Below are 12,410 nucleotides of genomic sequence, written 5' to 3'. Positions count from 1 at the left end.
AAAATACACTGGTACGTGTTTAACATCAGAGAGGGGTATAATCATGAGAAAGACTAACGAAGAAAAAGGGTTACTTGCAAAGCTGGCTGGCGGAATTCTGGACGGCATGGTCGGAGACGAAAAAGTCTACAGCGGCTATAAGAATGTTTACTGTGGCAAGTACATCAAAGACGGTGAGCCAGTCTCCTACAGGGAGGGCGAATCAAGCCGTTTCTTCAATGGGAAGGAAAACGAGCGAGTACCGGGAAAACGAATTGAGGATCACTATGATACCGACGAGCGCAAACTGGAATTTCTCCAGAGATATGGTTGGCTGACTGACGATGAGGATGCCAAGGCATATAGTGCCAAGTTCAAACCGAAAAAGTAATGAGTTGTCATCTCTTATTGATATTAATGGCTCCTCATTACCGGAACCTATCCAGGAATAGCAGTTATATTAGGCGGTTGATAAAGTCTCTTGTCGTCATAATATCGAATCGCTCATTTCACTGTTAATTTGTTACAATCCTGAACATTGCCTGGCTGGTTTTGAATGCTGCGGGGGAGGGGAGGAAGGAATTCAAATAATGCAGATTCTGATTAGCTACTAGACCAAAAGAATGAATGTATGTCCATCGTGTAAAAAACGTATGACTATCTTCCGTTTTAGTAAATCGCAAAAAAAACACAGTCTATAATAGAGAAATAAGTAATTCTGGCTCTCTAAATAAATCATGATAAATTCAAGCTAAAAGAAGAGAGGTGAAAGAACAATGGAGAGTTCATTAAAGGAAAGATTGATGACATGGGCTGAGAAAAACCCAACACAAACAGCGGTCATTTCTGTTGCTGGTATTGCTGGTTTTGTAATTCTTGCGTTGAAAAGTCCTAGACCAGTCAGTATTGGAGTAGGACCTGTTAAAGTTCAGTGTTAGGTCCCGTAAGAGGTAGGATTACATAAATGAGCGGCATAGCTTCATCCGTTTAAACAACAAACTATCATTACAACTGAATATAGGGACCCAGGGTAGCCCCGGGGTTCCTTCTTTCATTTTTTGAAGTCGGTTCCTAGCTCCTGGAATCGGCACCTTTGCGTCATGGGCCGGCGGCAGCCGTCGTATAATTGGTCATTTTCATCTTGTTGATAACCTAATAGTTCTCGCTTACTCCATGACTTTTATACTTGAATTCAACCACGGCTAGGATCACCACGATGTTACTTTCTTTATCTAAGTAGATGGACGCTCGACGATCTTCCTGCCCAATATGAGTATATATCATGGTTGTATTCATATCCTCGTGTACGAGCAGCTCCTTAAGCTTTGCGAGATCGTTATTAACTTTAGAACGCATAAATCACGCGAAATTCCTTGAAAATGGTGATAAAATAGACTGGATAACGGTCAAACGAGAGAGGATGCCAACCATTGCGCTGCTGTGATAATCAAAAGAAATGCCGTGCTTTTTGCAGAGCTTTTTACATTCTTCGATTTCGTCAACTTGAGGATCGAAGGAGAGCACAGCCACACACAAAGCACCTTCATTAATGTTCAGCGAAACGAGCTTTATTACGCTCTTGTTTAGATCCTCAAGAACCTTACCTTTGGCACTATCGGCGGTTGCTGTAGACATAATTATCGTCTTCGCGTTCACAGTAAGCGTCTGGTGTGCCTTTTCTGGTTTTATTCGTTCCTTCCACGGCACCACTTTGTATAATTGTCCCCCACGAAGGATTCAGTTTTTTCAAATATTCGGCGGCAAATTGTTGTAATTCACCAGCGTTTAGACTGCGGAGCATGATTTGTGTATTGTTCGCTGTACTGCACCGCGGGGACCTGTAGGCAGCGACAGGAAAAGAGCAGGCTGATTGTCTCCAACCTTATAACGAGCTTTTCGTACGCCTATATACGAGAGCAAATCCTGCAATGCAATATCACTGATTGTTATTGAGTCTTTCTTGTTACCCTTCCGAGTTACAGAAACCTTATTTTTCAACGAATCAACATCATCAAGGTCGAGTGAGAGCGCTTCGGATACACGCAAGCCGGAACCTAAAATCAAGCTTACAAGAGCGAGATCTCGTTCTTTGTTCTTATTGTGGGAGTTTAAGATTCGCTTGTTATCGGCGCAAACCCCTTGGAATCCTTCGGCGACGAACAATCGAAATTCGAAGATTTCATCATCACGTAAGATTTTATCTTCAATACGGCTCGCCTTTTTCTCAATGGTTAGCTTCTCTTTTTCTACCGGCAGCACCTTTACCACGAGCCGACAGGAGCTGAGGAATGTCCTAAAAATGCGGTTTTATTTACGGAGTGCAGAGAAGAAGCATGACCGACTCACTTCTAAGATTAGAGAGGACAGGATTAATTAAATCTAAGGGGCATCACTTGCAAAAAAAATTTCTTAGCCTTTGCCATAAAGAATCGCCCTTAGGCAATTCGTTATTACTCGTGTGTCGATAATAATAATTCGTGGCCGACTCTATGTTGCGTTGGTAATCCCGCTTAGGCAAATCTTCTCTACTCGCCTTCGTCACCGCCGTCTTTAGAGAATGCATGTAATCGTGCTTTGGCACTTCACTACTCGCAGCAACCTCTAATGCGCGGTGTTTAAATTTCCTAAAATCCTCAAACTTATCATAGTTTCCTTTAATAAATGGCTTATTATTTATGAGTTCCTTGAGATATTTGATTCCATCCTGATTTGAGATATTGAGTAATTCTATTGCTGCCTTAACGTCCGGCGCTGCTCTATGTGACCCGACCGAATAGATACGAAACCAACTAATGAGTGATTGAAGACCTTTGGAGTAACAACCGCTTTTGCTCCAGTTAATACCTGTCATGCTGCAATACCAAGTGATTGAACGTTTATCAAACATGTTTGTTCTCTCAATAAAGGCGGAGTCAAACTTTGCGTTATGAGCAATAAAGAACTCTGCTGGCCCTACAACTTGCTGAACTCGCTGAAGGTCTATCTTTTTGCCAATAACATGGCGTTTGTAAATGCCATTCACAGCGCTGGCAGCTTTTTTTATTGGAATTGAAGGCTCTCGTAACCCAGAATAGATGTCTAGTATACCGAAAATATAACCGGTCTCTCTTTCAAACACAAATGAAGCAACGCACATTTCGATAATTTCATCCGCATAGGGATCCAACCCTGTTGTTTCGAGATCAAGAAAGCATGCTATTCCATAACGTGAATAATCTTTTGACAATGATTGTATGTCCACTGAGAATACGCCCCGTTTACTTAAAATGTTTATCTCTCTGACCCACAATAAATTCTTCATCTGGAAGCTGTTCTCCTTCCATTCAGTCGCTGGAAGAAACAGTGGGCTGAAGGATATTACACTAACGTTGAGCCGGGTCTTCGTTGGAGCTACTCGTTTGATCCGTTTAAGGAGATAGGTGAGCTTTGAAGGAGTACTGCACACATTACAAGAATGGGCTACAGATGAGCAGAAGTTAGAATTTTTCAAAAAGTTGGGATGGCTTATAAGGACGAGGTCGTTACAGCAAAAGCGCCAAGTTCAAACCAAAAAATAACAGAAGAAGTAAAAATAAGGCTCCCCATCATCGGATTTATTCCAGTAGCCATATATTTGCCGGTAGCATCATTGAATACTACCAAGTGCCTGCCGACGTGTTGAAACCACGGTTCGCAATATTATTATTAAGGTAAACACCGCTTTAATTTATATTAATAGGGTCGGCAATACGTTAAGCAGCCGTAGTTAATACGTATTGCTGTGTAATAATGGAACACCGGGCGGGTGACCTGTAATTGTTGATCTCCTGTCGGGGCAATTGGTTGATTCGCCACGCTAGGCGCTAACATGCAGAAATGGAAACCAAATATTGGTTGCCGTTTTCGCGCTCAAGTGATATTCGCCGACCAACACAAGCGGGATTATGTGCCGGTCAGTTCGTCTGAATGGGGGCACTCGGTCGAACTATGAGATGTGGCTATACCTTCGTGGTTTAAACAATTGCTCCTCCTTTGAGCGGGTAGCGGCAGTGAAAGACCAGTGTTTCGTAGCAAGTTTAATTTGTAATATTCCTCATCTAAGACAGAAACTCAGAATACAACGACAACGCCAGTGGATTAATCAACCAGTAAAAACTGGCTGATCTTATGATACGACCGGGTACAAATAGCAATGAAAATCATGGGCAGTTTGCGATTTACGCAACTGTTCCATTTTTATTGCGCTAATGAGATTAATAATATCTTCAATTCAATGTATATGTTATTCATTTTAGGATAATAAATTAATAGATTTGAAAATGCTGAAAGGAGGTCTATTATTTGTTGAAATCACGAATCTATCCTTACCCTGATGAGGGTTTTTTTAGTTATGCTGTGCGGTTGGCTGAGGAGAATGGGTATCAAAATTACCATAGTATATATTCTGTAGCGAAATTGAAGAATCGAAGTGGCTTTAATTTAAACATCTTGTTAAAAGAGGACATAGTGAAAAACGGGTTGTTGATAATGCTTGGGCCAAATGTGACATCAATGTTATCATGTATGGTCCAAGTAACGAAAGCATACAGGCGCATTTATGATGTAGAAGCATATGGGAAAATTATCCCTAATTACTTAGTTAACACCTCATCGGTTAAGTTGTGTAGCGCATGCATGTGTACTAACCGCTATGTAAAGAATGTGTGGCAGTTCGTCCCTATCACCACGTGCGAGATACATAAATGTCTGCTAATCGACCACTGTCCTAAATGTTCCAGTCCGTTTCGATGGGATGCAAGTATCCATAATGGCTGCCGTAATTGTGGGGCAAATTGGAAAGAGTTGCAAAGTGAAAACTTAGCGGCAGCTTCAGCAAGCGATTCATTTCTCTCCGATTTCATTCGTTTTAAGTTTAATTTAGGACCAATGCCCGAGAGAATTGATTACGCAGAAGGTTTATTCTCTCTTGATTTCAATGAGCTAATATCTCTTCTAGCACTTACTGCTTGGGTCATGCCATCTGAACGTATTTTTTGGAGCATGAACCATTTTGAACAACAGAGTAATGCAGAGACACACAAGCTATTAAATAGTGCTCTTAAGGTATATACAAATTGGCCGAACCAGTTCTTTTCATTTTTGTCAGACCTTCGGGGCACAAAAAGGTATCACAGAAAAGACTACAGAAGAGATAATGATGATAAATCCGAAGTTAGAATGTATCAATCAGCGTTTGGTGATTTTTATACAAAGCTGTACAATGACGAATTAACAAGCGGGTTTGATTTTGTCCGAGATGCTTTTGAAGAATTTATGATGAAGTATACGAAGAATTCCTTTATTAAGCAGTATCAAAAAATTGATTTTACTAAACTTCCTAAGATCTATTATTCCGGGAAAGATGTTTTAGATATATATGGAATGGCACCGAAAACCTTCAAAAAGTATGTTAGACAAGGACTGTTTGAGGGGTTTGAAACAATTAGCAATAAGGTTAAAGTCACATTGGCAACACGAGAGAGCGTAGACTTATTCATGAAAATACATAACGAATCCTTAAACTCATCAGATGCTGCAGCAAGACTTGGAATAAACCATGAAAGATTATTAGTTGAGCTTACGGATGCATGTTTAATAAAGGCAGTTAGAGGTCCGAAATTAGACGGTCATCCACATTGGCGTTATGACGTAGAAAGTTTGGATCATTTATTAGAAATGTTTCATTCAAAAATGGTAGTAAAGAGAGTTAATCTTGGAGAATTGGTCGATTTTCACAAAGCGTGTAAATCGATGGAAGGGAGATACTATCCTAGCTACCTGGAAGTAATAACTAAAGTAAAACAGGGTACCTTACATCCATGTGGTGTAGATAATACGCAGATTGGCTTATGTAAATATCTGTTTTCAAAAGACGATATAACTATAGCCTTTAAGGACAACCTTGAAAATGTTAAGAACGGTGAGTACTCATTAATGGAGGCTTCCAAGAAGCTGAAAATGAGTAGTAATAGACTGTCATATCTGATTAAGACGGGATTTTTGGAACATAGAAAAGAGCCGACAGGTTATTTGAAAATTACGCAGCAGTCACTTGATAGATTTAGCGAGACTTATATTACATTGGGGGAAATTCAACGACTCACTGGAAAAAACGGAGTGTCGTTACTCCGAATTCTGAGGAGTGAAAACTTTTCACCTGCAAATGGACAGAAGTCCACTGAGGAATTCCAATATTTATTTGCTCGAAGCGACTCACTCCTTCAACTAATTAATAGCTTGGTTTCAAAGTATTAAGAGCCTCCAATACTAGTTTGGGGGCTATTTTTATGTATATATTCTTTCATAATTGGTGAGAATGATTCCTAAAAAGGTGACAAAAAAGAGGTGTCCAACAATGCAAGATGTAGTAGCTAGAAAAATCGGACCGAAGCGTAAGGGCTTTCGTGGGAAAGAACCCTTCTTAACAACCAGCGAAATGGTTCACTGGGAAAGTTACTTGGAGAGGGATTTTATTCGGTTAGCTGATTTTGCTCGAGAAATATCCGAAATTCACTATCAGCCGCTATGTATAAAATACACTCACATGGGCAGAACGCATCGGTACTACCCAGATTTCAAAGCTGCATCGCCTGAAGGACAAATAACCATAGTGGAAGTAAAGCCTAAAAAATATTTAAACTACCCGAAAAACATTCAGAAATATGAAGTAGGGCGACGCTTTTGCGAAGAAAGAGGATGGAAATATGTAATTATGACCGAAGAACAAATTCGGCCTGGTTATTTGCAGGAGAATCTCTCTATACTTCGTGCGCATGGATTTGAGGACGGCGTTGACGAATTGACCCTGCTAATAACAGAAAAAATGGTGGAGAGAAAGCGTTGTTATATCTTTGAGATCAGGGAGGACTTTATGGATGTCTCGGACCATGATTTCTTTGTTGCACTGTACCGCTTAATCTACATGGAGGATTTGCTGGTCGATTTAATTACTTCGCCTCTCACTGAAGATTCCTATATTGAGTTAAATGATATGGAGGTTATTTAATATGAATAAGAATACTGCTGAGTTGTATGAACAAAAGTTGGACTGCTGTGTTCAGGGTTATCATGAAAGGCTTACGTTGTACTTGGCAATTGATACAAGTACTCGAGTTCCAATTGGTTATGTTGTTTCTTTAAACCACTCCGCGCATCCCATCTCTAAAAGGCCCTTACATGAAATTGCTATGAGAGGGGGGGAATAATATGTTTGGAGAATTTGTTTACGGAACGAGGTTTCGAATTGACAATGTTGAATACGAAGTCCGAAAAGTCCTTGATAATGAGTACGAGGTGAAAAACCTATCCTACAATGAGATTGAATTGCTAAGTGAGGATATGGTTTTATCCGCGTACGAACAAAAACGCCTCTTTTTTAAAGAGGACGAAGGAGAGGACAGGCAGCAAGACGTCAAAGACTCAATTGACGGTATCGAACATTCTCTTGAAGACTACACTGATGAACAGAAAGAAGAAATGAAACTTCGATATAAGCTCATTGATCCATTTATTTCCGGTAAAATAAAAGGGCGAGAGTTAACAACCTATCTTGAAAACTATCCGATCGAGCAGCGACCAAAGTCAATGCCAAAGCTGTCCACTGCGTCATTTTATAGACTTGTTGAGCGCTGGAACAAGCATGAGGATAAACGGTATCTCCTGCCGAAAGATCGAGGACCACGATCAAGACAAACGGATGTGGAACTGATTAAAAGAATCAGTAAGCTTGTTCATGCCGCGGATAGTAATGCAGAGCAACCAACGGATCATCAGCTATTTAGAGAGTTTACGAGTCTAATCCGAACGGATAACGAAATGAGGAATGAGAAAGACAAGCTACATCTCATTTCCGAATCGACCTTCCGACGAATTCGGAAAGAACTGAAGAACCCGTACCCTCGTAATAAATTGCTTTATGGTGTGGCAAAAGCAGACTATATCCAGAATGGTGTTAGCTCAGAGACGGTTACTTCTCGGCCACTAGAAGTAATGGAGGTAGACTGGACACCATTACCATACTTAATCCGTGATTTCGATTTGGATGAAACGATGAGACCGACACTGTTATATGGCATTGATAAGCATACAGGTTATCCTCTTGGATTTCACATCATCATGAAGAAGGAGCCTAATGCGCAAGACTTAAAACAATTACTGTTGCATTGTATGATGCCTAAGACGTATTTGAAGGATCTTCTGCCAGATCTTAATTATGAATGGGCAGCTTATGGAAGGCCAGAAAATATTAGAGTGGATAATGCCAAAATTAATGACAGTAAAGATTTTGAGGAGGTATGTGACTTTCTTAGGATTGGAACGCAGTTCTGTGAAGTAAGAGCACCTCATCAAAAAGGATCTGTTGAAGGCTCTTTTCACGATGGGAACATGAAAATTTTCCAAGCGAACGAAGGGGCCATCATCCCAGAGGCTGATGTATATGATGCGAGAGAAAGAGCATGTGTAAGCATGCGAGGGCTATATAAAATTATTCACATTTGGCTCGTTAAACTGAAAGCACATAACTATAATCGTGGAAAAGGCGCAAAAGGTGAAGGTGGTGTACCACATCACTTGTGGGAGAGGGGATTAAGGGAGTGTAAAGTCCATCGAAAGTTACCTTATAAAAGGCAATACCTTGAATTGTTGCTCTCGACTAAAACTGTATCGAGGAAGATAACTCCAAAAGGAATTGAACTGCTAGGAAACTTTTTCTTCAGTGATGACCTGAATCAACTTAGATTAAAACTTGAACGCGAGAAGGGCGATACAACCGTACTTGTAAGATACGGAGATTCTGATCTTCGCACCATATTTGTCAGGGATCAGAAGGAGAAGCGTTATATTGAGGCATACCCCCGTAATGGAAGCTTGGAAAACAAAAAGATTGATCGATTATTTCCGGTACATGCGGAGTTGCTTGCATATATATGTCATAAGAACAATAGCGACTACTATCACTTTGATCCAAAGGTCGAAGAGAGTGGCTACCAGGATATTGCAGATATTGTAGCTGAAGAAAAGAAAGAGTATAGGCTAACGAAAAGAAGGAACGTACGAAGCGCAGCAGCTAATCTTCCAATGGTTACAGCTCTAACCGGTGTGCCTTCACATCTCATACCAGTGGTAGAGAATGCTGACCTGATTAAGAACATTGAGGATGCCACACTTGAGAATAAATCTACTGGCTCCAATTCAAGGAAAGTATCATCAATTAAGGTTGGCGAGATTGAAGGGCCGATTCCTGGGGAAGGCATTCCATATGATGTGGACCTAGATTCGCTGCCAGAATGGGGCACTGGGACGAAAGGAAGATAGCAGGCGAGAAGCGCATACCAAATAAATTTGATTGGATAGCTCCCATTTTGGGAGCTGTTTTTTTGGTCAGCTAGCATTTTTAATGTATACAATTTTCAAATTTGGTGAGAATGGTAGATATAGTTGAATATCCTTCTTTAAACCAAATCGAACGAAGGGGAATAAAAAATGAATAAGGAGTTCTCTGAGCTCAATGGTGTCAAACCAAGTCGTGTAGAACTGAAGAGACGCGTCGAACATGTAAAGAAAATCATTGTTCACCACCCGATCTATAAACAAGTGCTAGACGAGCTTGAATTGCGGTTCGCACTTGGAGAGGACTCTGTTGCACCGGATTGCTTATACTTGTATGGTCCAACAGGAGCTGGTAAGAGTACAGTAACCAGTGAGTTTACAAATCGCTACCCTCGTGAAGAGGTAGTTACAGACACACGTGAGTACACAAAAGTTCCTGTACTACACGTCAAAGTACCACCTAAAGCAACTCCTCGTTCATTAGCGTCAAAGGTTTTATTTGATATGGGGGATCCCTATCATTTTCGAGGGACTGAGTCTGAGTTGACCAGCCGTGTTCATCATCTGGTTAGGAAGTGCGATGTCAAGATGATTATACTTGACGAGTTTCAGCACCTAATTGATAGCGACACTCACCACGTACTTGTTACTGCGTCGAATTGGGTCAAAACCTTTACCGAGGAAAGTAATATACCGGTGGTTCTGTGCGGAATGCCGGAATCAATGCGGATTTTTGTTAATAATCCTCAGTTGGACCGTCGGTTTACAAACAAGATCGAACTGCCACCATTCCGTTATGGTAGTGCTGCGGAGATCACGACTTTCCGAAAATTCGTCCTAGAGATCGAGAAGCAATTACCTTTCGCTAAGTCGACGAATCTCACTGACATGGCCATTTCAGATCGAATCTATTACACTTCACTAGGTGTGCCATCTTACGTGATGCAACTGCTAATTGAAGCAACAATGTATGCTGTAAATGCTGGATGTGACTTAATTGAAATGAGTCATCTGAATCAGGCATTCAAGAAAATCAAGCAGACTGCAAGACCATTTTCGGTCAATCCCTTTGAAATTGAGGATTTCGAATTGGCAGCAGTACTGAAAAAGGAAAAAGAAAAGGAAGATAAATATAAACAAGATTTGCTTGCAAAGCAGAAGTTAGAAAACCGGCTTCTAAGGAAGTTGCGAAAACAAAGCATGGATCAGCCTGTCGGGGGCTGATCCATGCTTTAAAGGGGGGATTTCATTGATACAAAGCACTAATAATGAGTGCAAACCACATGATAAAATTAATCTGCATCTTGAAATGCTAGAAATTGAGCTATTCGATGCCGTGGAGAATAAAAATAAAAGACCAATCGTGATATTTGTTTTTGACTCAGCAACTAGAAATGTCTTATTTTCCGAACTCTCCTTTGAAGCACTAAATATAGAAAAACTGAAGCAGATTCTAGAAAAGTATACTCCAAAAGAAATGGTTATAAACTCTTTTTATCTTTACCATGCTTCTTTAACCACAAAAAGTTTGCAAAAGCTTTTTCAACAATTTAATCTTCTAGTTACATATAAAGAAAAGCATATTGAACACAGTATTTTATTTAATAAACCATCTAAAGTTACTAAGGCATCATTGAGAAGGCAAATGAGTAATATTGGCCAGTAAGTATTAAATAAAACAAGTGGGGTAGTCACTGTGTGTGACTATCCCACTTGTTTTTCTCTGTAAATTTTTAACTGTATATTTATACACAGTCTCTTGAAGGATATTCTCAAAAATTGTGGTAAATAGTGATATGCTTGAGACCTCAGGCGACATTGATTCTCAGTAAACTTGAAATTGCCCCCTTGAAAAACCAAGCTTTTTGCTCTCGTTTTCTCCGGATTTCTGACGCCACTCATGATGAGGGAAAATAAAGTTCTTTAATTGAAAATAAAGTTCTTTAACGCAAAATAAAGTTCTTTAATCACTCCAGTCTGAAATGAGGCTTATTATTAATAAAGTTCTTTAATCGCTTGATATTACTGACGCGAAGAGATAGAACAGAAGATGTATCACACAGCAGTTTCGTCGCTGGTTAAACATGGAACAACCCTAAGGTGACTAGTACAGGTAACATAGTATACAGATTAAACCTCCCAAATTTAGCGAAGCTAATAGTAACAAAAAACTTAAAACAAAAATCCGCATGAAAAAAGCCGCAACAATGCGGCTTCTTAAGCAAATATGTTCTTATCATCCGAAAATGACATCAAGCCGTGTCAAGACTAGCGGTTAATATCGCATTTATTTAAAATGAACGAGATTTGATTTTCAAGACGATTAATAGCATCTTGTGTTGCCTGTTCTGTTGTTTGGCGATTCCGAATTGAATCGAGCTCCTGCTTAAGCTGATGCAAGTCATCACCAGCATTGGCACAATCATAATTGCTTTCAAGGTTGTCGAGCATGTTATCTCCTCCAGTCGTTAATGAAGTGTACTCGACTATTATGGTGGATTTTACTTTTTATATACATCCTCTACATGGTTGCCGATGAAACCTAAATCGGAGAGCGATGACATGCAAAATAAAAAATTTCCGTTGAATAGTGGAAGTAAGTAATGGCCAATATGAAAAGGTTCGTAATTAACACCAAATGGAGGGAATCACATGGCTAAACCCGATAACCGTGCAGATAATAAGATCCATCTGCAGCAGCATATTGAAAACACGCAAGCTAATTTGCAGGAAGCGGAAACCTATTTGGATGAGCATGCAAATGAAATTAGTGCCGATGAAAAAGGAATCATCGAAGCCAAGAATCAGCGGCGCAAAGAAAGCATTCAAGAATTCCAAGCTGAGAAGCAGGATGAAGCCGACCAATAAAAGTTTACTATATGGTTTCTAGATTCCAAATAAAGGCATCCGAATCCATTCGGATGCCTCTTTCATCTTGAGGTTATGGTTCTAGGAAGTATTTTACATTCTCGCCTCCGATCTCATCTCCCTCTCAGTCCTCGCTCATTGCCGTGACGAAAGATCTTGCTTGAGTTACGACTTCGTCAAAAGAAGCCCCATGTCCACTTGACCATAACTCCGTA

At 40.2% G+C, this 12,410-nt stretch carries 12 protein-coding genes; 8 read left to right on the top strand and 4 right to left on the bottom strand.

The window, feature by feature from the left end; genetic code table 11:
• Positions 1-43 precede the first annotated feature (43 nt).
• A complete protein-coding gene (locus AC0LWF_RS07195; RefSeq protein ID WP_474650866.1) occupies positions 44-370 on the top strand; it encodes a hypothetical protein in 327 nt (108 codons plus the stop codon).
• A gap of 385 nt (positions 371-755) precedes the next feature.
• Positions 756-917 carry a hypothetical protein gene (locus AC0LWF_RS07190; RefSeq protein WP_474650865.1) on the top strand — a complete coding sequence of 54 codons (162 nt, stop codon included), beginning with the start codon at positions 756-758 and terminating at the stop codon, positions 915-917.
• Between the two features lie 421 nt (positions 918-1,338).
• Here AC0LWF_RS07190 and AC0LWF_RS07185 read toward each other — a convergent pair whose 3' ends face one another.
• The 3 genes from AC0LWF_RS07185 to AC0LWF_RS07175 all read right to left on the bottom strand — a co-directional run bounded on the left by AC0LWF_RS07185 (position 1,339) and on the right by AC0LWF_RS07175 (position 3,280).
• Positions 1,339-1,614 carry a hypothetical protein gene (locus AC0LWF_RS07185; protein WP_474650864.1) on the bottom strand — a complete coding sequence of 92 codons (276 nt, stop codon included), beginning with the start codon at positions 1,612-1,614 and terminating at the stop codon, positions 1,339-1,341.
• A 150-nt stretch (positions 1,615-1,764) separates the two neighbouring features.
• Positions 1,765-2,238 (bottom strand): tyrosine-type recombinase/integrase, encoded by a 474-nt coding sequence (locus AC0LWF_RS07180; protein ID WP_474650863.1) that lies wholly within the window; start codon positions 2,236-2,238, stop codon positions 1,765-1,767.
• A 130-nt stretch (positions 2,239-2,368) separates the two neighbouring features.
• Complete coding sequence (locus AC0LWF_RS07175; protein WP_474650862.1) at positions 2,369-3,280, bottom strand: exonuclease domain-containing protein; 912 nt, start codon at positions 3,278-3,280, stop codon at positions 2,369-2,371.
• Between the two features lie 1,022 nt (positions 3,281-4,302).
• On the opposite strand from AC0LWF_RS07175, the gene AC0LWF_RS07170 reads away from it, so the two are divergent.
• From AC0LWF_RS07170 to AC0LWF_RS07150, 5 genes are all read left to right on the top strand, one after another.
• Positions 4,303-6,252 carry a TniQ family protein gene (locus tag AC0LWF_RS07170; RefSeq protein ID WP_474650861.1) on the top strand — a complete coding sequence of 650 codons (1,950 nt, stop codon included), beginning with the start codon at positions 4,303-4,305 and terminating at the stop codon, positions 6,250-6,252.
• A 100-nt stretch (positions 6,253-6,352) separates the two neighbouring features.
• Positions 6,353-7,003, top strand: a complete 651-nt coding sequence (locus AC0LWF_RS07165) for a TnsA endonuclease N-terminal domain-containing protein (RefSeq protein ID WP_474650860.1) — start codon at positions 6,353-6,355, stop codon at positions 7,001-7,003.
• A gap of 200 nt (positions 7,004-7,203) precedes the next feature.
• Positions 7,204-9,312 carry a Mu transposase C-terminal domain-containing protein gene (locus AC0LWF_RS07160; protein ID WP_474650859.1) on the top strand — a complete coding sequence of 703 codons (2,109 nt, stop codon included), beginning with the start codon at positions 7,204-7,206 and terminating at the stop codon, positions 9,310-9,312.
• A 168-nt stretch (positions 9,313-9,480) separates the two neighbouring features.
• On the top strand, positions 9,481-10,551 hold the full coding sequence (locus AC0LWF_RS07155; RefSeq protein WP_474650858.1) for a TniB family NTP-binding protein: 1,071 nt from the start codon (positions 9,481-9,483) through the stop codon (positions 10,549-10,551).
• 25 nt (positions 10,552-10,576) lie between these two features.
• Positions 10,577-10,993, top strand: coding sequence for a hypothetical protein (locus AC0LWF_RS07150; protein ID WP_474650857.1), 417 nt, complete (start codon positions 10,577-10,579; stop codon positions 10,991-10,993).
• Positions 10,994-11,595: 602 nt separating this feature from the next.
• Here the strand turns inward: AC0LWF_RS07150 and AC0LWF_RS07145 are convergent.
• Entirely contained in the window at positions 11,596-11,778 is a 183-nt protein-coding gene (locus tag AC0LWF_RS07145; RefSeq protein ID WP_474650856.1) for a DUF2524 domain-containing protein, read from the bottom strand.
• Positions 11,779-11,979: 201 nt separating this feature from the next.
• Between AC0LWF_RS07145 and AC0LWF_RS07140 the strand changes: the two genes are divergently transcribed.
• Positions 11,980-12,195, top strand: a complete 216-nt coding sequence (locus tag AC0LWF_RS07140) for a small acid-soluble spore protein Tlp (RefSeq protein ID WP_474650855.1) — start codon at positions 11,980-11,982, stop codon at positions 12,193-12,195.
• Positions 12,196-12,410 lie beyond the last annotated feature (215 nt).

This window comes from Paenibacillus sp. sgz302114 (genome assembly GCF_056120345.1).
This window is presented reverse-complemented; position numbering and strand designations above follow the sequence as displayed.

What these genes read in the sequence shown, in the direction of transcription:
- AC0LWF_RS07195 (WP_474650866.1), top strand. Translation starts at nt 44, where the DNA reads ATGAGAAAGACTAACGAAGAAAAAGGGTTACTTGCAAAGCTGGCTGGC.
- AC0LWF_RS07190 (WP_474650865.1), top strand. Translation starts at nt 756, where the DNA reads ATGGAGAGTTCATTAAAGGAAAGATTGATGACATGGGCTGAGAAAAAC.
- AC0LWF_RS07185 (WP_474650864.1), bottom strand. Translation starts at nt 1,614, where the DNA reads ATGTCTACAGCAACCGCCGATAGTGCCAAAGGTAAGGTTCTTGAGGAT.
- AC0LWF_RS07175 (WP_474650862.1), bottom strand. Translation starts at nt 3,280, where the DNA reads ATGAAGAATTTATTGTGGGTCAGAGAGATAAACATTTTAAGTAAACGG.
- AC0LWF_RS07165 (WP_474650860.1), top strand. Translation starts at nt 6,353, where the DNA reads ATGCAAGATGTAGTAGCTAGAAAAATCGGACCGAAGCGTAAGGGCTTT.
- AC0LWF_RS07160 (WP_474650859.1), top strand. Translation starts at nt 7,204, where the DNA reads ATGTTTGGAGAATTTGTTTACGGAACGAGGTTTCGAATTGACAATGTT.
- AC0LWF_RS07155 (WP_474650858.1), top strand. Translation starts at nt 9,481, where the DNA reads ATGAATAAGGAGTTCTCTGAGCTCAATGGTGTCAAACCAAGTCGTGTA.
- AC0LWF_RS07145 (WP_474650856.1), bottom strand. Translation starts at nt 11,778, where the DNA reads ATGCTCGACAACCTTGAAAGCAATTATGATTGTGCCAATGCTGGTGAT.
- AC0LWF_RS07140 (WP_474650855.1), top strand. Translation starts at nt 11,980, where the DNA reads ATGGCTAAACCCGATAACCGTGCAGATAATAAGATCCATCTGCAGCAG.